At 51.3% G+C, this 19,869-nt stretch carries 14 protein-coding genes; 2 read left to right on the forward strand and 12 right to left on the reverse strand.

Annotated features, from left to right (window positions below; genetic code table 11):
* Positions 1-4 precede the first annotated feature (4 nt).
* The gene (locus ASF12_RS05965; protein WP_327204897.1) at positions 5-1,312 is read right to left on the reverse strand and encodes an amidase domain-containing protein; all 1,308 of its coding nucleotides are present in this window, start codon (positions 1,310-1,312) and stop codon (positions 5-7) included.
* A 384-nt stretch (positions 1,313-1,696) separates the two neighbouring features.
* Here ASF12_RS05965 and acnA point away from each other — a divergent pair, with 384 nt between their 5' ends.
* Entirely contained in the window at positions 1,697-4,408 is a 2,712-nt protein-coding gene (gene acnA / locus ASF12_RS05970) for an aconitate hydratase AcnA (protein WP_056030865.1), read from the forward strand.
* 229 nt (positions 4,409-4,637) lie between these two features.
* Here acnA and ASF12_RS05975 read toward each other — a convergent pair whose 3' ends face one another.
* Both ASF12_RS05975 and ASF12_RS05980 read right to left on the reverse strand, forming a co-directional pair.
* On the reverse strand, positions 4,638-5,348 hold the full coding sequence (locus ASF12_RS05975; RefSeq protein ID WP_056030868.1) for a DUF421 domain-containing protein: 711 nt from the start codon (positions 5,346-5,348) through the stop codon (positions 4,638-4,640).
* A gap of 137 nt (positions 5,349-5,485) precedes the next feature.
* Positions 5,486-6,232 (reverse strand): IclR family transcriptional regulator, encoded by a 747-nt coding sequence (locus ASF12_RS05980; protein ID WP_056030872.1) that lies wholly within the window; start codon positions 6,230-6,232, stop codon positions 5,486-5,488.
* Positions 6,233-6,575: 343 nt separating this feature from the next.
* On the opposite strand from ASF12_RS05980, the gene ASF12_RS05985 reads away from it, so the two are divergent.
* Positions 6,576-7,526: an alpha/beta hydrolase gene (locus tag ASF12_RS05985; RefSeq protein WP_235533052.1), complete on the forward strand. Its 951-nt coding sequence runs from the start codon at positions 6,576-6,578 to the stop codon at positions 7,524-7,526.
* A 103-nt stretch (positions 7,527-7,629) separates the two neighbouring features.
* On the opposite strand, the gene ASF12_RS05990 is transcribed toward ASF12_RS05985, so the two are convergent.
* The 9 genes from ASF12_RS05990 to lepB form a co-directional block, all read right to left on the reverse strand.
* Positions 7,630-9,264, reverse strand: a complete 1,635-nt coding sequence (locus tag ASF12_RS05990; RefSeq protein WP_056030878.1) for a response regulator — start codon at positions 9,262-9,264, stop codon at positions 7,630-7,632.
* A gap of 258 nt (positions 9,265-9,522) precedes the next feature.
* The gene (locus ASF12_RS05995) at positions 9,523-12,795 is read right to left on the reverse strand and encodes a glycoside hydrolase family 48 protein (RefSeq protein ID WP_056030882.1); all 3,273 of its coding nucleotides are present in this window, start codon (positions 12,793-12,795) and stop codon (positions 9,523-9,525) included.
* A gap of 44 nt (positions 12,796-12,839) precedes the next feature.
* Positions 12,840-15,404: a glycoside hydrolase family 9 protein gene (locus tag ASF12_RS06000; protein ID WP_056032878.1), complete on the reverse strand. Its 2,565-nt coding sequence runs from the start codon at positions 15,402-15,404 to the stop codon at positions 12,840-12,842.
* 440 nt (positions 15,405-15,844) lie between these two features.
* Positions 15,845-16,441, reverse strand: a complete 597-nt coding sequence (locus ASF12_RS06005) for a DUF1129 family protein (protein WP_056030884.1) — start codon at positions 16,439-16,441, stop codon at positions 15,845-15,847.
* Position 16,442: 1 nt separating this feature from the next.
* Entirely contained in the window at positions 16,443-16,769 is a 327-nt protein-coding gene (locus ASF12_RS06010) for a PadR family transcriptional regulator (RefSeq protein WP_056032881.1), read from the reverse strand.
* A 224-nt stretch (positions 16,770-16,993) separates the two neighbouring features.
* On the reverse strand, positions 16,994-17,587 hold the full coding sequence (folE, locus tag ASF12_RS06015) for a GTP cyclohydrolase I FolE (RefSeq protein ID WP_056030885.1): 594 nt from the start codon (positions 17,585-17,587) through the stop codon (positions 16,994-16,996).
* A gap of 40 nt (positions 17,588-17,627) precedes the next feature.
* Positions 17,628-17,867 (reverse strand): YneF family protein, encoded by a 240-nt coding sequence (locus tag ASF12_RS06020; RefSeq protein WP_046232156.1) that lies wholly within the window; start codon positions 17,865-17,867, stop codon positions 17,628-17,630.
* A 145-nt stretch (positions 17,868-18,012) separates the two neighbouring features.
* Entirely contained in the window at positions 18,013-19,179 is a 1,167-nt protein-coding gene (gene queG / locus ASF12_RS06025; protein ID WP_056030887.1) for a tRNA epoxyqueuosine(34) reductase QueG, read from the reverse strand.
* Positions 19,180-19,266: 87 nt separating this feature from the next.
* The gene (gene lepB / locus ASF12_RS06030; protein ID WP_056030889.1) at positions 19,267-19,869 is read right to left on the reverse strand and encodes a signal peptidase I; all 603 of its coding nucleotides are present in this window, start codon (positions 19,867-19,869) and stop codon (positions 19,267-19,269) included.

Below are 19,869 nucleotides of genomic sequence, written 5' to 3' on the forward strand. Positions count from 1 at the left end.
TAACTTATAATTGATCCTCAATATGAAAAAAACGGTACCTGGTCTGTTCCGTCCAGGCATAAGAATCGCGATAGTCCCAGTAGCGATGGCGGCTGGGTACAGTATTCGCATTAACAAGCGGCATACCCGCTGCATCGAAAGCCGTTACAATCGTGCTGTGCTGAAAACGGTTGTCTCCGTTCCAGTCATAAGTGATCACATCGCCAAGCTGGAGCTCTTCAGCCGAGTCAACGACTCTGGCTCGAAGTCCTGACTGCCGGGGAGTGGATAAGTAGTTCGTCAGCGCATTCGACACCGACCAGCTGTAGCTCCACCATTCCCTGCCTCCGTTACGGCCTTTGTACCACCAGCCGCTGCCCCTGTTACCAGTATAATTCATCGGAGCATTGCCTGCAAAGACCGACTGGGAGATGTAATTTGTACAATTGACCTCAAACTCCTCATATGCAGGGTTTGGTACATTCCACCAACGGTCGGCATAAGCGGCGGCCAAATCGCGCCGATACAGCGCGCGGGCGCTTTGGGGCTGGAATGCTGCAAACAGGTCATAATTCAAGTAGGGCACCGAGCGAAGACGGAAATGCTCTTCTTCCTGCTGCTGCTCTTCCTCTCCAACCGAATTTTGATCCTGAAAAGCATGCTCGAAGCGTGGACGCCGTTCCGCAATGATCGGCTCAATGCGAACGATGTGCCAGCGTTCGCCAGCAGCAGCCAGCCATAGCCGCTCCACTTCTTTCCGCTCTTCTATATAACGCAATCCTCTATGCTCAATCTGCCGCTTAATATGCAGCCGAATGAGCACGGACGCTTCTGTACCAGACTCCTGCACCCTGACCAGCTCCGCCTTCGTCTCGCTGCGCGAAGGCAGGACGCCGCGCAGCAAATCCCGCTCGCGCAGCCGGTTCAGCCTGCCGCGGAGCCTGCCGCAATGATCCTTATCCGCGACGAAGCCATCTACCGCTGCTGCATGCTGCTCGGTTTCCGCCTGATTGTACAGGCTTACATACTGATGCACGGCAGGCTTCCAGCCTTGCTCTTCCTCTCCAAGCAGCGGCGGCGAATCGCCTGAGCGCATGAGCGAGGTCATGGAAGAAGCAGCCATTCGCGAATGCTCAGCAGCGGCTGTCTCTGGCTTCTGCTGATTCTGGTGCTTCTCCTGCTGAGCTCCGCCTTTCGTCGTTCCCTCTTGAGCATGCTGCTGCGCGTGCCGCTGGGCGGAGCGCGGCTGAAAGGCGGACAGGTTCAGCAGCGGCTGCCGCTCCTGCTTGCCTGCACGGCGGCCTGCCGTTTGTTTGTCTGATCGCAAGGACATCGGCTTTCCCTCCTAAAAAGCAAGCTTTAAATCCGCACGTGCTGCGGCGGACGCCAGGCAAGGGTGCGGAGCGCCTAATCATTTTATTTATATGTTCACATTCCTCCAAACATGAGGCTCTAGCCAAAAGCTCGCATAATAATCCATTATTAGGTTAAAACAAGCCTTGCGGATGGAGGTTACATTCGTCCATCAGCCTAAATGCCTAAAATGGGCGCCAATATTCGAGAAAGCGGGTACAATTGGACTTTACGAGAGCCCCTATTTAGCGATATACTAGAAGCATAGCAAATTTGAAATCGTGTTTCACAGAGCGAAACACCCACTGAAGAATATTTCCTTTTCTTTTTCAAAAGTAAAGCCACCTAAGGAGGAACTTGAACCATGTCTCAACAAAATCATTACTCCGTTCGCACCTCGCTTGACGTAAACGGCAAATCCTTTGCGTATTACCGTTTGTCCGGCCTGGAAGAGCAAGGCCTTGGAAAGATTTCCAAGCTTCCTTTCTCCATCAAAGTCCTGCTCGAGGCTGCTGTACGTCAATTCGACGGCCGCGCCATTACGCCTGAGCATGTGAAGCAGCTGACAACATGGGCAGATGGACGCGAGGACAAAGAAATTCCGTTTATTCCTGCACGTATCGTATTGCAGGATTTCACGGGCGTTCCCGTCGTAGTCGATCTGGCAGCTATGCGTGATACGGTTAAACGCGCTGGCGGCGACCCTAAAAAAATCAATCCGCTCGTACCGGTTGACCTCGTAATCGACCACTCGATCATGGTTGATGCATTCGGCAACGCGGACGCGCTTGAATACAACACCAAGGTAGAATTTGAGCGCAATGAAGAGCGTTACCGCTTCCTGCGCTGGGCCCAAACGGCGTTCGATAACTTCCGCGCTGTACCACCGGGAACAGGTATCGTTCACCAAGTTAACCTGGAGTACCTTGCATCTGTAGCTGCTACAAAAGTCATCGATGGCGAAACGGTTGTTTTCCCGGATTCCCTCGTTGGTACGGATTCCCATACAACAATGATCAACGGTCTTGGCGTAGTCGGCTGGGGCGTTGGCGGTATCGAGGCTGAGGCAGGCATGCTGGGCCAACCGCTTTATTTTGTAACACCTGAAGTTATCGGCTTCAAATTGACTGGCAGCTTGGCAGAAGGCGCTACGGCGACTGACCTTGCGCTGACTGTTACGCAAATTCTTCGTAAAAAAGGCGTTGTCGGCAAATTCGTCGAGTATTTCGGTCCCGGCCTGTCCAACATCAGCCTTGCTGACCGTGCAACGGTTGCCAACATGGCTCCTGAGTACGGCGCAACCGTTGGCTTCTTCCCAGTCGACAGCGAGACGCTTAACTTCATGCGTGCAACTGGCCGTACAGAAGAGCAAATCGCTCTGGTTGAAGCTTATTACAAAGCACAAGATATGTTCCGCACAGATGAGACGCCAGATCCTGTCTTCTCCGATGTGATTGAGCTTGATATGTCGACTGTTGTTCCTTCCCTTGCTGGTCCTAAGCGTCCTCAAGACCGCGTTGAGCTGACAGCAATGAAAGATGAGTTCAACAACATCATCCGCACGCCAATCGATAAAGGCGGATACGGCATGTCAGATGAGAAGATCGAGCAGCTCGTTGACGTGAAGCACCCGAACGGCCAAGCTAGCAAAATGGGCACTGGCGCTGTTGTTATCGCGGCTATCACAAGCTGTACGAACACCTCCAACCCTAGCGTTATGCTCGGTGCAGGCCTTGTAGCGAAGAAAGCAGTAGCTCTCGGACTAACCAAGCCAGCATATGTGAAAAGCTCCCTGACGCCGGGCTCGCTCGTCGTAACGGAGTACTTGAAGAAAGCGAACCTGATGGAGCCGCTTGAAGCGCTTGGTTTCCACGTTGCAGGTTACGGCTGCGCAACTTGCATCGGCAACTCCGGTCCGCTTCCTGATGAAGTAGGCCAAGCCATTGCTGACAACGACATGACGGTAGCGGCTGTATTGTCCGGTAACCGTAACTTTGAAGGCCGTGTTCATGCTCAGGTGAAAGCGAACTATTTGGCTTCTCCTCCGCTTGTTGTTGCATATGCGCTTGCAGGAACGGTTAACATCGACCTTTCCAAGGATGCAATTGGCTATGACAAAGACAACAACCCGGTCTATCTGAAAGATATTTGGCCAACTTCGAAAGAAATTCAGGAAGCAACTGCGGCTGCGCTTAATCCGCAAATGTTCCGTGATAAATATGAAAATGTATTTACGCAAAATGATCGTTGGAATGCAATCGACGTACCAGAAGGCGAAAGCTACGAGTGGGATCCAAAATCCACTTACATTCAAAATCCGCCATTCTTTGAAAACCTTGGTACGGAGCTTAACGACATTGCCGACATCCATTCTGCAAATGTGCTTGCGCTTATGGGCGACTCGGTTACAACTGACCATATCTCCCCTGCCGGCAACATTAAAGCAGATAGCCCAGGCGGCGAATATTTGATCGAAAATGGCGTAAAAAGAGAAGATTTCAACTCGTACGGCTCGCGTCGTGGTAACCACGAAGTAATGATGCGCGGTACATTCGCCAACATCCGTATCCGTAACCAAGTGGCTCCGGGCACTGAGGGCGGCGTAACGACTTACCTGCCAACTGACGAAGTCATGTCGATCTACGATGCTTCCATGAAGTATCAAAAATCCGGCAAAAACCTTGTCGTTATCGCTGGTAAAGAATACGGCACAGGAAGCTCCCGTGACTGGGCGGCAAAAGGTACATTCCTGCTCGGCGTAAAAGCCGTTATTGCTGAAAGCTTCGAGCGTATTCACCGTTCCAACCTGGTAGGCATGGGCGTACTGCCACTGCAATTCCAAGAAGGCCACGGCTGGAAAACGCTTGGTATTACAGGTCGCGAAACGTTCGATATTACTGGACTGTCCAATGATGTGACAGCGGGCGAGACGGTTACTGTAACAGCAACCCGTGAAGACGGCACAGCATTTGAATTCCAAGCTATCGTTCGTCTGGACTCCATGGTTGATGTAGACTACTACCGTAATGGCGGTATTTTGCAAACCGTGCTTCGTCAAATGATTGCTAACATGTAGGAAGCCTAAGCTTTCCCTTGATTCGCAGAAATTCAGAAAAGCAGCGATTTCCCCTTAACGGGAGAATCGCTGCTTTTTGTTTTAGGGGCACGGGAAAATATCCGACCTCAAGCCTCAAGCTTCACTTTCGCACATACAGCGAAGCAGAAATCGCCGGAAACGCGTCGAACATAATGAAGCAGTCTGGCCTGCTCGTTCCCCATTCACTGACCGCTGCTGAGTCTCTTTTCTACTCCTGATCCAGAGGCTGCTTAATGCCATCCTCGTAGAAATCGAAGATGAGCTGCTGCTGCGTGCCTCTTACGGCGTAGAACACATCGGCCAGCGTTTTCCCCCTATGCTTCTGCCCCAACGCTTTTTCCAGCCACTCTCGGGTCAGCCCGTGCAGCTTAAGATTAGCCTCCACCACCATGCCATCCATAATCAGCTCCACCGGAAAAGCCTGCGCTTGCAGCGAAAGCCCCATATCCTGCTTGGTGATAAGCCGGTATGCATCCTTTTTCAGTATAGAGATTCTGCCATTGTCTTCGAGCAAGGCATACTCCACCTCTTCAATATTAAAAACGCCCCTTTCCCTTAGCGCTTGGTTCAGCGAATCCAAGGTATAGCGAATTTTACGCATGTTGGTTTCCATGACTTTGCCGTTTTCTATCAACACGGTAGGGGAACCCGAGATCCAGCTGCGCATCTTTCGGCTTTTGAGAGCGATCAGAGAAAGCAGGAAAGACATAGCTGTAATCACAACCAGCGACAGCACGATGTATGTGGGTTTCAGGGTGGCATTAAACGCCAAATTCGCCGCCAGAGAGCCCAGCGTAATGCTGGTTACAAAATCGTTAAACGTCATATTCGAAAGAGTCTGCTTTCCGAGAATCCGGGGAATGAGCAGCAGCAGTCCTACTGCGACAATCGTCCGGATCAAAATTTCCACATACGTCATCTTCAAACCTCCTCCCCCCATTATTTCCAAAAGGAATTAAAAAAAGCAGCGCCCGCTTCACTTTTCCTCAAGTGAAGCGGGCGCTGCTTTTCTATTCATCCGTTCAGCATGCAAGCATGCAGCTGCCTTGCTGAACGCTATTTCATCATCGTGCTCATCCGCTTGGACGCTTCCAGCAAAATAGGAGCGGCATCACGCATTTTATCCATCGTCATGCGGCTTGCCGGACCGGATACGGATAAGGCTGCGACAAGCTTGCCTTCCCGTCCAAATATCGGCGCGGAAAACGCGGCTGCGCCAGGCTCCCGCTCCTCAAAGCTCGTCGCATAGCCCTGCTCCGTAATGTCCGCAAGCTGCATCTTATATTGATCGAGATCAATCGTAAACAGCCACGACGGATCGCCAAAAATCTCTTCCCGCACGAGCGGATCGGCGTAAGCGATCAGCACCTTGCTGGATGCCCCTGCGTAAAGCGGCAGCCTCGCTCCGATTGGCGCCACCCGGCGCACAGGCTGATTGCTCTGCACGGCCTGAATGCGAATCCGCTCCGAACCGTCGCGTACGTAAATGCTTACGGTCTCGCCCAGCTTATCTCGCAGACGCTCCATCTCCGGCTGCCATATGACCGCTGGATCATCGGTGCGGGATAAATGTGCAGACAGCTCCCATACTCGCATGCCAAGCCGGTAGCGCTCCGTTACCAGGTCGCGCTCTATAAAGCCTTTATCTTCAAGGGTGGCCAGCATCCGATGGACCGTGCTCTTATGAAGCCCTGTCCGCTCGGCGATTTCCGTCATAACCAGATCCTTTCCCGCTGTAAAACAGATCAAAATATCCAGCGCTCGTTCGACTGCGCGTACGGTTGATTTCCCTTCCTCCGCCATGATGTGCCACACCTCCCTCGTTTCATTAAGTGAAACTCATTCTCACACAGTATAACTCATCGAAGGCTTAATCGTAAAGAAAAGATCCTTTGATTACAAAAGCATTACAACACCTTAACAATACGTCGACATCAATTGACAGGCACTCCCGCTCCGCATACGATTAAAGTACTAGAAATGAGAAGCGTTTACATAGTTCGAGAGGAGGAGAAGGGATATGAGCACAACAATGATGACATCCGTTTCAATGGAGGGAACCTTCCCCCAGGGACTGCACCCTTTCCCTTCTCTGGATAAGCTCCAACTGCCACGCCCGAGCGCAAAAACCAGGAGGTTGCACGCATTGGTTGCCCTTATTGCCTCACTGCTTGCTTTATGCATGATCGTCGTCGTTATCTTCCACGCCTATGTGGCTTGGATGCTCGCCTATCCCTACGTCGCTCCGCTCACTTCCAATCCGAAGGCTGCAATCGGGCTTGATTACGAGGACGTGCTCATTCCAAGCATCAGCGGCAAAACCAACGTCAGCGGCTGGTACGTACCTGCCTACAGCGATGATTCGAACAGCGAGCCAGCTGCACGCACGATCGTGTTCAGCCATGGCTACGGCGCTAACCGTGAAGAAACTTGGGTACCGATGTATGATTTAACGAAGCTGCTTAATGGCCTTCATTATAATGTTATGCTTTTTGATTACGGCTACGCCTCTGCTACTGACAAAACGGCAGCAACTGGCGGTTTGGAAGAATCCCAGCAATTGCTCGCCGCCGTTCAATATGTGAAGGAGCAAGGCTCCAAGGAAGTGATCGTCTGGGGCTTCTCGATGGGGGCAGGAACCGCCATGCAAGCTGCACTGCAATCCAAAGATATTAATGGCATGATTCTTGACAGCCTGTTCGTGCCAAGCGCTGACTCGCTGTTCAACAATGTCAGTCAGGTTGTGAGCCTGCCGCGTTTTCCGTCTGAAGCATTGATCGGAGCGCTGCTTCCGCTATGGACAGGAGTAGGCATCGATTCCGTGCCGGCCGAGCAAATGATGAATACGAGCTACGATATTCCGATTTATATTATACATGGCACGCAGGATGTGAAGTCGCCATACACGACGGCTGAGCATATCGCAGACAAACAGACGAATCCATTGTCCCGCTCGTGGATCGTGCAGCAAGGACAGCATGAAATGCTGTTCCGCGAGCATCCGAGCGAATACATTCAGCGCGCTGCGCTTTTCCTCAGCCAAGTCAACCAGCAGGTGCTCGCTGATCAAGCTGATCCGGCAGCAGCCAGCGCCTAAACCAAGCGGCCTGCCGCAAAGCAAATGCCCCGCACACTGGAGCTTTTCCAGCAGCGGGGCATTTGCTTTGCATATAATTTCTACGATGAACCGTTACCGCAGCTCAAATTCCCGCCTCACCTTTGTAGCGCTTGCGAAACTCAATCGGCGAATAGCCTTCCTGCTTTTTGAACAGCCGTGAAAAATAAGAAAAATTGCTGTAGCCCGTAATTTCCGCCACATCGCTCACCTTCAGATCCGATTGGCTGAGCAGCTTCTTCGCGTATTCCATACGCTGGCTTACGATATAATCCGTTAGCGACGAGCCTGTCTCCTTTTTGAACAATCGGGATAAATACGCAGGGTTAAAATGCAGCAGCGAGGCAATTTCCTCCCGGCTGACTTCCTCGGACATTCGCGACTTTACGTATTGCTCGATTTGCTCTACTATAGTCGGCTCGCTCTCCTTCTGATTCGCCGCATGCTCAATGGCCATCTCAATGACCTGCCTCGTCCACAGGCGCAAATGGGCAAGCGACTTCGTGCACGGCGCACTTCCTTCCCGTTTGACGTTGATCGCGTCAATAACGTACCCAATTGAGATGCCGCTTTGATTGAAGGATTGATAGAGAGACGACAGCAAATGATAATAGAGCGCTTTCAAATCTTCTTTTGAAAGTGGATTTTCCTTGTCGTAGGAAGCGAACCATTCATCGACAGCCTGATACAGCTCCGCATGGCGGCCCTTCTGCAGCAGCAAGGCAATTTCCGCAGGCCAATCCTTGCGGCCAAACAGCTGCTCCGGCATCTGGTGCGCTTGCTCGCCCTCAACCCATACGTCCTTCATGTCACCCGCGCACTCCCGCTCCAGTTTAAGCAAGGAGGCGCTGCGGCTACCGAGAGTACATAGTGCACCTGGCAAGCTGATATAGCATTTTACCCGGCTGTAAAAATAAACCCCGCAATCTTCGACCAGCCCCATGCATCGCCTGCGCAACTCGGCAATGCTTCTCCCCTGCTCCTGTGCATGGTAGACGACGATGAACAGCTCGCCATTGCGGCTCTTGAGAACAGCGCCTGGCCAATTTTCCAGCACGGTTTCCTCTGCACGGTTCATGACCGCGTACTCCAATATTTCTTCATCCTTTATGCCAAAACGCGCTTTCCAGCCGGAGATGCTGACGAGCACCAGCATAAACTCGCCGCTATCTGCTGCATCCGGCTCCATTAAGGACAATTGGCTAAGCAGCGCTTCATTATTCGGCGTTTTCCCCGCAGGATAAAGCACATCGTTCCAGAAGCGCTCGACCAGCTCCTGCTTGTGATGGCGCAGCACCTTCTCAAACTTGCCCATTCGCCGTTTCAGCAAATTATGCTCCCGATCCTGCTCCAGCTTGCGCAGCGAGCGTGCTACCGTTTCCAGCAGCAGCTCATGTCTGACAGGCTTGAGCATATAATCGAAGCAGCCTGCACGCAGCGCCGCCTGGACATATTCGAAGCGATCATGCCCCGTAACAAAAATGACGCTGGCCGAAAATTGCTCCTGGTTCAGCCATTCGAGCAGCTCCAATCCATTTTCACCCGGCATTTCGATATCGCAGATAACAACATCAATCCGCTGGTCGCAAAAGATGATTCGCGCCTCTTCTACATCCATCGCTCCATACACTTCGCTTATTCCGAGCGATCTCCAATTTACCGTCTCCATGATACTTTTCAAAGCATAAGCTTCATCATCTACCACGAGAAGGCGATACATGATAAACACCCTCCTTTGCGCTTTGAAATGTTTATTGCAGCGGCCTGCTTCGCACAAGCCGACTATCGCTTGAATGCATCGCTTCCTTCCAAAAGTTTTCCAATTTAATCTTATCAAATTATGGATATTAACACAATATTTTCTCAATTGCCTGAGAGGGTTTTTCCATAAAGAAAAGAGGGCCGCGCAAGGCATATTCACCCAGCACGACTCCTCTTCCCTTCCGGCAAATTATTTACTTGGCCGCTGCTGCATTTTCTAAGGCTCAATGCCCCATACAAGCGTGCCGTTTTGGTAAAGCGTTACTTTATTCCAATCGACGAGCGAAGTTTTAGTCGCATCGAAGGAATAGTCATTGGCCTCATTCAAATTCGACCAATCATTTTTGGAGACACGCGTCTGGATTTGGCCGCTTGTGCCACCCGCTGCAATGGAGCCTGCTGCAGCTGTGAAGCTGATTTCCATATACGTATCAGCTGTTGCAGTCGGCGAATTCATAGTCACGAAGGAGGCATGCACATTGCTGCTGCCCACTTGCGCATAGTCGCTCCAGAAGCTATGCTGCTGCGTGCCGTCCGCCGTGAAGTAGTAGCGGATTTTCAGCGTGCTCAAGTCTACTGCAGTCGTGCCATCGTTCAAAATATTAAAGTGCGCCATCATCGCATTGTTCGTAGCATTCGTATCAGCCGCTCTATACTGGACCTTGAGATTGCCGCCGACTGGAGGTGCGACAGGCGTCACGGCTACCGTGTTGGACAGCGTCGTTCCAGCAGCATTTTCAGCAACAATTCGGTACGTATAATTGGTGCCATTCACGGCACTCGCATCCGTGTATGCCGTCGTTGTCAGGCCAGTAGCTACAGATGCAAATGCGCTGCCTCCCGAGGAACGCTCGACATTATAGAAGTCTGCTCCAGAAGCTGCTGTCCAAGACAGTGCCGCTGATGCATTGCCTGCAGTACCTGTCACGGTGAATGCACCAGGTACGACGGCGCCCGGTGCAGTAGGCGTAACCGCCACCTGTGCCGAGTTCACGGATTCGCCTACTGCATTTACGGCAGTAACCACATAATAATAGGTTGTGCCATTCGTAACACTTGTATCGCTGTAGCTTGTGCCGCTAACCGCAGTCGCTACTGTCGTGTATGGCCCGCCCGTTGTTGCAGCGCGCTTCACATTGTAGCTCGTTGCGCCAGGCGTCGTGCTCCAGCTCAGGCTCGCCTGTGCATTGCCAGCTGTTCCTGTCAGTGTCGCCGGAGCGCCAGGAACGGTTGGAGCTGCTGGCGTACCCAGCAAACGGTCATACTCGGCATAAGCCGTTGCAATATCTACCTGCGACCAGAAACGGTGGTACTTGAACGTCGGTACGCCGTTATCCCATGTTTGCGTCGTATTGTTCCACGACGTGTTGTATAGATTGGACAAGTACGACCATTGCGGATCCTGCTGAATCAGTGGACGCAAATCAGCGTAGCCGATATAGACGCCATTGCCGCCTTTTGCCGGATCGGAGGCTACTGCACCGCTGCCCGGAAGCGCGTTGCCTTGGCCAAACGTCCCCGTCCATCCGCTCGGGAAGTAAATTTCCTTCGTGAAGTAGCGGTTGTAATCTGCACGCTGCTCTTCTGTGACGATACCAACGCCATCATTGAAAGTCCAAGCCGTATCAAGGAGCTTCCCAGCCATTTCCTTCGCTTCGGCTGCCAGCGGCGTCAGGCTTCCCGTCTCTGCCTGCGTACCCGCTGCGAAGAACGCGAGTGCTTTAACGTAAGTGCCGAGCGCGCCAACGTCCTGGCTCGGATTAATCGTAGTCGCATGGTAGGTCGGATTGCCTGTGTAGGAGCTAAAGCCATTCCATGTATCCGGCTGGCCATTCCACTCTTGGCCTCCCGGAATCCAGAACTCGCCTGGCGCAGCTACAGTCGCTACGTTCACATTGGTTCCGCCCAGTATACGCTGGCCTTGCGCATTCAAATAGTAGCCGTCAGCGTCAGTAACCGGACGCTCATCAACGAATACATAATCCAATGTCCAGTCCACCCACTTCTGGATAACGGTTTTCGCCATTTGGAAGTTTTCCGAGCTAAGGTCGCCATTTTCAGCCAAAATATAATACAGCTCAGCTACGCGCTCAAGCGGCCATACTTGGAAGCCAAACCAAGTGTTCGAATCCGGATCATGATAAACCGGAGCTTCATCATAAGCCATGCCGTAGAATTTGCTCACGCCTGCCGGGTAAGCGGAATATTGGCCATTCCAGCTGTTCGTTGCACCACCGCCCATTGCGCCTTCAGACGATTGCAGCCACGTATAAAATTCCAGCTGGCGTTTAAGCGATGCGTTCCAGTCCGTCTGTGCCGTCGCAGACGAAGGGATAAGTCCGCCATCCTGAGTTGAAAGCGCATATGCGGCAACCGGGTTTTGGTAAGCCTGGTGCGCATGGCTTGCGCCGATACGCCAAGCCCAGTTTCCAGCGCCTTGCTCCAAGCCGCCGCCCCACGACGTATACCATGCCATCAAATACGAGCTGGCATCCTTGCCCGTTCCCGGAGTTGGCGTTCCGCCGCTAGCGCTTCCAATTTTTTGGAAGTATTTATCATACATGCCGTAACGGAGATAATCGCCCATCTTTTTCGCTTTATTCAAGTAAGCGGTATTGTTGTAGCCAAGCTCCTTCGCCCAATACATCACTTGTACGGCGCGGCCGTCCGCATCCGTCGCATTCGTGTAGCGCCACTGCTTAGCAGGCGCCTGATTTTCCTTCGTGAAGAGGGACATGAAGCCTTCGCCTGTTTTGCCGAAGGTCTGATTGTCCTGAGATGGATGCGGGATTGCCTCCCACACCGACTCCTGCTCGCCGCGCTGGAACGTATTAACGTAAGTAGATGTATGCGTTGGGTTTAGAAGATTCCCATAATTGTACCAATTGTCAACGTCGATCAACCAATGCATCAAATACGTTTGGTTGTTGCCGTACGTCGCTTTCAGCTCGGCATCCAGCGGATCTTTGCCCGCGGCATATTTGCCGGAAAGCTGCACCGGATATTGATCCGGGAACGGCTTTTCATCTGCATACGTCGCTGGGCTGTTCGGATTGTAAAAGCTCATCGTCGGCTGCTCTTCCTTGCCGTCTCCTTCATTGACTGGAATGATATACTTCTCCATATTGTCCCAGGCTGCTTCCAAATGGCTCCAGTCCTGCGTATAGTGGCCATACAGCGTCTCCAGCCATAGCCAGTAGCTGTAAGCCTCGGAAGTACTCATATGACCGTAATCCGGCGCTTCACTAATCAGCGTCTCAATGGAGTGATAAGGAATGCCTTCCGGTGAAAAATAACCGTTCGCCGGATTTTTGATCTGGTCGTACATTTGCAGGAAGCGCGACTGCTCAATGCTGACTGCCGCAGCAGCAGCCGCGGATACTTTGGGCGTAGAGCCCCAAAGTCCGGTGGACAGCGTGACGAGCAGCGTTGTTGATAGGACGAGTCCCGTTACTTTTTTCGAAGCTTTCAACGTAAATATCGGTTTCATATCTTCTTACCTCCCTAATTTGGAATAGCAGCTAACTTCTATTACTAAGGTTCGATTCCCCATACAAGCGTTCCGTTCTGGTAAAGCGTCACCTTGCTCCAATCGACGAATGATGTTTTTGTTGCATCGAAGGAATAGTCATTCGCTTCGTTTAAATTCGACCAGTCTGTTTTTGAAATGCGGCCTTGAATTTGACCGCTGCTGCCGCCTGCGCTGATCGAGCCTGCAGCTGTCGTAAAGGTGAGCTCCAAATACGTATCTGCCGTCGTAGTCGGCGTGCTCATCGTCACGAATGCGGCCTGCACATTGCTGCTGCCGATCTGTGCATAATCGCTCCAGAACTGATGAGACTGCGTGCCATCAGCTGTGAAGTAATAGCGAAGCTTAAGCGTATTCATAGCTACAGCGCTTGAACCGTTGTTGAAAATTTCAAACTGCGGCATCATCGCATTGTTCGTGGCATTCGTATCAGCTGCTCGGTACTGTACCTTCAGGCCATCAGCCGGAGTCTGCGTCGGCTGTGGCGTCGGACTTGGCGTCGTCGTTGGTGTTGGCGTCGACGACGGTGTCGGTGTTGGTGTTGGTGTCGGCGTTGGCGTCGGTGTCGGTGTCGGTGTTGGTGTCGCAGATGGTGTAGGAGTTGGTGTTACGCCTCCTCCATCAGGTGTTTGCCCAAATACGAGCGTTCCTGCATCGTATACCGGGATTTTCGCCGTCTTCACCGTTTGACTGGATGTAAGCCCTGCGTAAGAATAGTCATTGGCCGGATTCCATGCCCCTTGAGGACCGGAAATACGGAACTGGATTTCCTTGCGGAAATGCGGTTGGCCGCCAGGGTAGATTTTCGTGCCTGTAAAGTCCGCCAGCACATAATAAATGTGATTTGCCTCGTCAAATGGCTTCAGGCTAACGGCTGCGCCTTGATTATAGTTGGCAGTGACACTTACATTAGCTGCGGTGTAGCCAGCCGCATATACCTCACTTAAATCAATGAAGTAGCGGAAGGACAATTTGTCTCCCATACGGGCGGGCCATGCCGATTGATTATTCAGGAAAGCTTTGATTTCAGTAAAATTCGAGCTGGACTGATTCACTTGCGCTTCTACAAACATTTCATCGGCCTTCGTTTCGGCCGGAGGGAAGTTTGCAAGCGGCTGCTGGCCTGCGCCGTATAGCAGGTTCATTTTTGCAAGGGAAGCCGTAAAGCCTGCGTTGTAGTCCGTCGCTACCTCATTGCTGACGTAGTCGGTTATGGAATCGGTGTATTGATCCGATGCATTCGGTCCGCCAACCAATGCGCCATAAAGCGTATGACGGTGCGAGGTCGGGTTGCTTAGGCTGTCCGTCCACGAGCTGTGTGAAGTACGATGATGCGGGTGCTCCGGTGCATTTACGCCATAACCGACCACGTAGCTGCTGTTACGCGGATTATCGCCAAGCATATATTTAATCTGGCTAACGGCAAAATCGTTATAGCGCGCTTTTTTGACTGGGTCCGCTACAAAATCCGAATATACAAATGCCAGGAAAGAAGCATTCGCCGCATAGCGCAGGGAGCCCCATGAATCCAGCCATGCCAGGCCGCCCGGCGAATACGTAATTCGCGATCCGTTTGTTCCAACGGTCCAATAGTTCAAATTGCGCTCAGTCGATGCGATAAAGTCACTCGCCTCTGGTCTGCCAAGCTCAGACGTAATCCGGGCGAGCAGCAATTGCGCGCCATAACGCTTGTCATCCCAGCCGATTGTCCATTTGTAAGCCCAAGTGTTGCTTGAGCTGTCTGTATCCCAGTCATAAGCGGATTGAATGGCTTTATTCAAATAAGCGTTATCCTCTGTTGCCAGATACAGCCAAGTTGCTGCCCAAGTCAGCTCATCTTTATATCCGCTCCACGAATTGTAGAAAGAAGCAACATCGGTAATACAATCTGAGTATTTGCCCCGGTATGTGTCTGCAAAACTGTAAAGCTCCTTCGCGTGCTGGAGCAGAAGCGCAGAATAAGCCGGATCTGATTGCTTAAACACGATAGAGGAGGAAGCGAGTGCCGCCGCCGTCTCTCCTGCCAAGTCCGAGCCACGGCAGGTTTCCGTGATTTTAAAAGAAGGACGCGCCATTTGCATCACTTCTGCTGGTCCCCACCAAGCATGATCGGCATTGCCGGCTCCAACCTGCCCCCAAAGCTCATTAGGCGCTGTATGCGCTCTCACAAAATAATCGGTAGCCCACTTCAAATTGTCCAAAATCTCGTTCAACTGGCCAGCCTGCTCATAGCCTTCCTTATATTCATAAACCGACCATGCCAGCATAGTAGCTGAAAAAGCCATCGGAAGCCCAAATTTCACATGATCCCCAGCATCATACCAGCCGCCTGTCAAATCGACGCCATGATCGGCTCCGTCGAGCAAACCGGAATCGCCACGCCATTCGACACGGTTCGTGTCCGGAAGCGGTCCTGAACGCTGAGTCTCATAAAAATAAATCGCTTTCTGCAATGCCTCTGCATAATTATAATTACCTGCCGCCTGGACGCTCGAGATTGGCTGCAATGGCACGCTTCCTAGCAGCAGTGCGATTGCAAGCGCCTGAACGAGCACCCATTTGATCCGCATTTTGCGGTTTTTACTCAAAACCAACAACTCCTCTCATCTTTTTCACTGCCACTTGCTTCGTATTGGCATTGTCTCTGTTCTCTCCTCCTCCCGCTTCTATTCCGTCGCCCTCCCCACTGTATAAACTAATACGAGGGTCTAATACCATTTTATAGGATCAAATTCAGGTGGCACTAGTCCTTTAAATGACTTCTTTACTGTCACTTTAATGACTTTTTTGACGTTTTTTTCGTACAACCCCTACTTAAGCCATTCCTTTTTTAGGGATAATAGTACAAATTGTTCCATCATCTAGGAGCAGTTCCAGCCCACCGCTTGGGATGCCTAAAAAAACAAAAAAGACCCGAATGCCTTTCGCCTAGCCAGCGAAAACATTCAAGTCTTATGGAGTGTGTCCTTCCAGATCTATATGAGAACTTGAGGATTATTGCAAGCACGTTCTATTTTTTCTTTTTCAATAGCGGCCCAAACAAGGAGATCAAAATAATGATCAAGCTGACCGAGGCTATCCCATAAGCATAACCCCCATGAAACACGAGCTGCGGCTGAGCGGGCAGAAGACGATGAGCAAACACAACGAATCCAAAATACGCTCCCAGAGTAACCAGACTTATTGCACAAGTAATCCAAACGGATTGGCGCTTCGGCATGAAAGCTCCCTTTCTTAACGCGATCAACAGCCCACAAGCCAATGCAGAGGATAAAATGATATAAGCGATGGTTTCATATAACGGAATAATCAATTCCCCAGTGAAGCCCATTATAAAACGCCATAAAAGCAATAAAGGAAGCAAGAGGGCATACGTTTCAAGCTGCTCCCGCTTTGTTGGCTTAGGCAATTCCCGAATGATTTCATCACAATAGGACTTAGGATTTTGCCCAAAAACCTGCTCGAACGATTTCCCATCTTGTTGGGCCGTTAATAAATGGTCCTCCAGCTCCATAAGTATTTCACTGGCTTTCTTGTCAGAAACAGAGCTGCTGCGAACGTAAAACTTCATTTCGTTTAATAACGTTTCATTTCGTGGATTCAGCATCCTACACACCTTCATTTCCTAAAATTTGGTTTACTGCGACACTTAGCTCTTTCCATTTGCCGCGAAACAGCTCAAGCTGCTGCTCCCCTTCCGGGGTCAGACGATAATATTTGCGGTTTGGCCCAGATGCAGAGGGCCGCTGCGTACTCGTTATAATCTGCTCTTTCTCCAATCGAAGCAAGAGTGGATATATGCTGCCTTCCTTAGCGAACACGAAGCCATTTACGGCGAGCTTCTCCATAATTTCATACCCATATGTCTCCTCCTCAGCTATAACTGCCAGCAGACATCCTTCCAGTACCCCTCTAACCAATTGACTAGACACGATCAAACCTCCATTTCGCAGCCATCCCACTATATTGCAAAGCAAGGTAGCGGATTAAAAAAAGAACTAACTTGTATTGCAAGTTAGTGACTTAATCTTATAATGGTTCCCCCTTTTTTGCAAGCCCAACATTTTTCGATCAAAAAAAACCGCTCCACAAGCTGGCGCATGATGCACACTGGCCTGTGGAGCGGTCTTTGGTTATCCAATCGCTACTACGAAAAAAATTAGGACTTGAGCAAAGCTAAAAATTCGGAGCGCAGAGCCGGATTGGAACGGAACTCTCCGCGCACCGCCGACGTCACCGTCATGCTGCCAGGCTTCTTCACCCCGCGGGAGCACATGCACAAATGCTCGCCTTCCACGACGACCATAACGCCATGCGGCTGCAATTCCTTGTCTAAAATATCCGCGATTTGGCTCGTTATCCGCTCCTGTACTTGCAAGCGTCTTGTAACGGCTTCTACTAGGCGAGCCAGCTTGCTGAGGCCAGCAATCTTGCCGCTTGGAATGTAACCAATATGTGCTTTGCCGAAAAATGGCGCCATATGATGCTCGCACTGGCTGTAATAGATAATATCTTTTACAATAACCAGCTCTTCATGCTGTTCATCGAACGTAACGCCTAGCACCTCGCTCGGATCAACCTCATAACCTGCGAAAATCTCTTCATACATGCGGGTGACGCGTGCAGGCGTCTCCAGCAGCCCTTCCCTTTCCACATTCTCGCCAACAAGCTTCAAAATTTCCTTCACATGAAATTCAATCTGCTCCCGGTTCTGAATGACTTTAGAGTTGACGTAATCTTTCTTTCCCGCCATGCGGACCACCCTCTTTTTCGCTAATCAACAGCTGATGCCGTTATCTGCGCGGCATCTTCTGATTTTTGTTCATATTCTGGTTCTGGTTTTTCATCATGTTCTGGGCACGCGTCATCTGCTGCTTATTCAGATTATAGCCCATTTGCTTCGCCATCTTTTGAATCATTTCTGGATCGCTTTGCATTTTCTCTAGCTGTTTGCGCAAGTAGAATACGCCGATGAAAAACCCACCGACTGCCCCCACGATTAATGTCACAATCGGAATAATGTAACTCCACATAAAAAGCAACTCACCTGACCCTTTCCCGACTTAAACTTGTCTATAATGACCCCTATAATAGCATGTAAACTTGACATTCGCAAACGTTGGAAGCGCAAACGGCGTACCCTATTCCAGCAGCCGCCAAACGCAGGCGGCGGCTGGATCAACGAGGGACCGTATCGGCTCCTTCTGCTAGCGAATGCAGCGCCTGCTCCATATAGCGCCGCGCGTCATCATCCGCCTCCTGCAGCAATGCCTGCCGGATCGCTTCCTCTGCCTCTGCGCCGCCAATGCGGCCCAGCGACCATGCTGCCGTTCCCCGCATAACCGGGCGGACATCCTGGCGCAGCACTTGAATGAGGTCCGGAACTGCACTGGGATCTTTAAAATTGCCCAGCGCAATAACGGCATTGCGCTGAATGGGCTTTTTGCCCCTCCAAGCAGAAGAGCTGCTCGCATATAGACGTTGAAATTCTTTATTGCCAATCGTCAGCAGTGGGGTAAGCAGCGGCTTAACCAGCTCATGATCCGGCTGAAGCTCTGGCTGATGCGTCCAGTTTTTGCCCCGGTTTACCGGACATACTGTCTGGCATGTGTCGCAGCCGTACAGGCGGTTGCCGATTTTTCGCATGTAGCCGTCTTCTACAAAACCTTTCGTCTGAGTAATAAACGAAATGCAGCGGCTCGAATTAAGCTGGCCTGGGCCCACGAGCGCATCCGTCGGGCAAGCATCAATGCATTTGGTGCATTCGCCGCAGCCATCGGTCACTTCCTCATCTGGCTCCAGCGGCAAATTCGTAATCATTTCGCCAAGGTAGATCCACGAGCCAAGATCCTCGGACAATATTGCACAGTTTTTGGCGCTCCAGCCTAGTCCAGCGCGCTCGGCAACGGCCCGATCGGATAAAGCTCCAGTATCGACCATGCTTTCAGCCCGAAAGCCCGGTACGCGCTCTACGAGCCAAGCTTCAAGCCGCCCAAGCCTGTTCCTCAGCACCTTATGATAATCCTCGCCCCAAGCCGAGCGGGACAAAATGCCCCTTCTCGCTCCCGGCTCCGATTTAGGTGGTTGATGGAGCTTGGAGGGATAAGCGATCGCGATGGCGATAATCGATTGCGGCTGGTCAAACAACAGCGCCGGATTGGTACGCTTGTCAAGGTCCGGCTCTTCGAAACCAGACTCGTAGCCAAGCTCACGGTGCGAAATAAGCCGCTGCTTCAAGGTGGTGAACGGATCAGCAGAAGCGACGCCAATTTTGTCGATGCCGAGGCTGCGCGCGGCGGCTTTCATTTCTTTTTTCAATGCAGCGTAATACGCTCGTTCCTCCATCCCTTCACCTCCCATAAGCTTAAGCCTGATGTTTGATTCGCCGTTCTCCAATCACTATGGCTGGGTCTATAAACGCTTTAATTAAATCTATAACGACTTTATTTGTTTGTATGGCCATACGATAAACTGCGCCTTGCCCTCAATCGCTGAAAGCGGAACCGTTCCAAACATCCGGCTGTCCTTGCTCGCCCGCGCATGACGGTTGTCGCCCATCACATAATAACTGCCTGCCTCAACGGTGAGCGGCATCATGTCCAAATCCTCAATGTCCGTATCAATATACGGTTCGTCCACAAGCTCGCCATTGCGATACAAATGCTTGTCCGAAATTTCAATTTGGTCCCCTGGCAAGCCCACGACGCGTTTTACCAGCAGCTCCTGCTCTTTGCCAAACGCAGAGGGGTCCTCCAAAATAACGACATCGCCGATTTTGGGCGTACCGATCAAATAAACGAATTTATTTACAAACAGCCATTCCTTCTCCTGCAAGGTAGGCTCCATGGAATGTCCCTCTACGGTCGAAAGATTAAACACAAACAGATGCAGCACTGTAACGAGAATGAACGATATGCCAACGGTTTTTACCCATTCCCAAAGCTCCTTCGACCAGCCCGGGCGCTTAAGCGCTCCAAGCTGCTCCTGTCCTTCAGCTTCGCCGCTGCTGCCGCCGTCAAATGAAAATCTATCCAT

Source organism: Paenibacillus sp. Leaf72, from assembly GCF_001422685.1.
Classification (GTDB): domain Bacteria; phylum Bacillota; class Bacilli; order Paenibacillales; family Paenibacillaceae; genus Pristimantibacillus.

What these genes read in the sequence shown, in the direction of transcription:
- ASF12_RS05965 (WP_327204897.1), bottom strand. Translation starts at nt 1,312, where the DNA reads ATGTCCTTGCGATCAGACAAACAAACGGCAGGCCGCCGTGCAGGCAAG.
- acnA (WP_056030865.1), top strand. Translation starts at nt 1,697, where the DNA reads ATGTCTCAACAAAATCATTACTCCGTTCGCACCTCGCTTGACGTAAAC.
- ASF12_RS05975 (WP_056030868.1), bottom strand. Translation starts at nt 5,348, where the DNA reads ATGACGTATGTGGAAATTTTGATCCGGACGATTGTCGCAGTAGGACTG.
- ASF12_RS05980 (WP_056030872.1), bottom strand. Translation starts at nt 6,232, where the DNA reads ATGGCGGAGGAAGGGAAATCAACCGTACGCGCAGTCGAACGAGCGCTG.
- ASF12_RS05990 (WP_056030878.1), bottom strand. Translation starts at nt 9,264, where the DNA reads ATGTATCGCCTTCTCGTGGTAGATGATGAAGCTTATGCTTTGAAAAGT.
- ASF12_RS05995 (WP_056030882.1), bottom strand. Translation starts at nt 12,795, where the DNA reads ATGAAACCGATATTTACGTTGAAAGCTTCGAAAAAAGTAACGGGACTC.
- ASF12_RS06000 (WP_056032878.1), bottom strand. Translation starts at nt 15,404, where the DNA reads ATGCGGATCAAATGGGTGCTCGTTCAGGCGCTTGCAATCGCACTGCTG.
- ASF12_RS06005 (WP_056030884.1), bottom strand. Translation starts at nt 16,441, where the DNA reads ATGCTGAATCCACGAAATGAAACGTTATTAAACGAAATGAAGTTTTAC.
- folE (WP_056030885.1), bottom strand. Translation starts at nt 17,587, where the DNA reads ATGGCGGGAAAGAAAGATTACGTCAACTCTAAAGTCATTCAGAACCGG.
- ASF12_RS06020 (WP_046232156.1), bottom strand. Translation starts at nt 17,867, where the DNA reads ATGTGGAGTTACATTATTCCGATTGTGACATTAATCGTGGGGGCAGTC.
- queG (WP_056030887.1), bottom strand. Translation starts at nt 19,179, where the DNA reads ATGGAGGAACGAGCGTATTACGCTGCATTGAAAAAAGAAATGAAAGCC.
- lepB (WP_056030889.1), bottom strand. Translation starts at nt 19,869, where the DNA reads ATGGATAGATTTTCATTTGACGGCGGCAGCAGCGGCGAAGCTGAAGGA.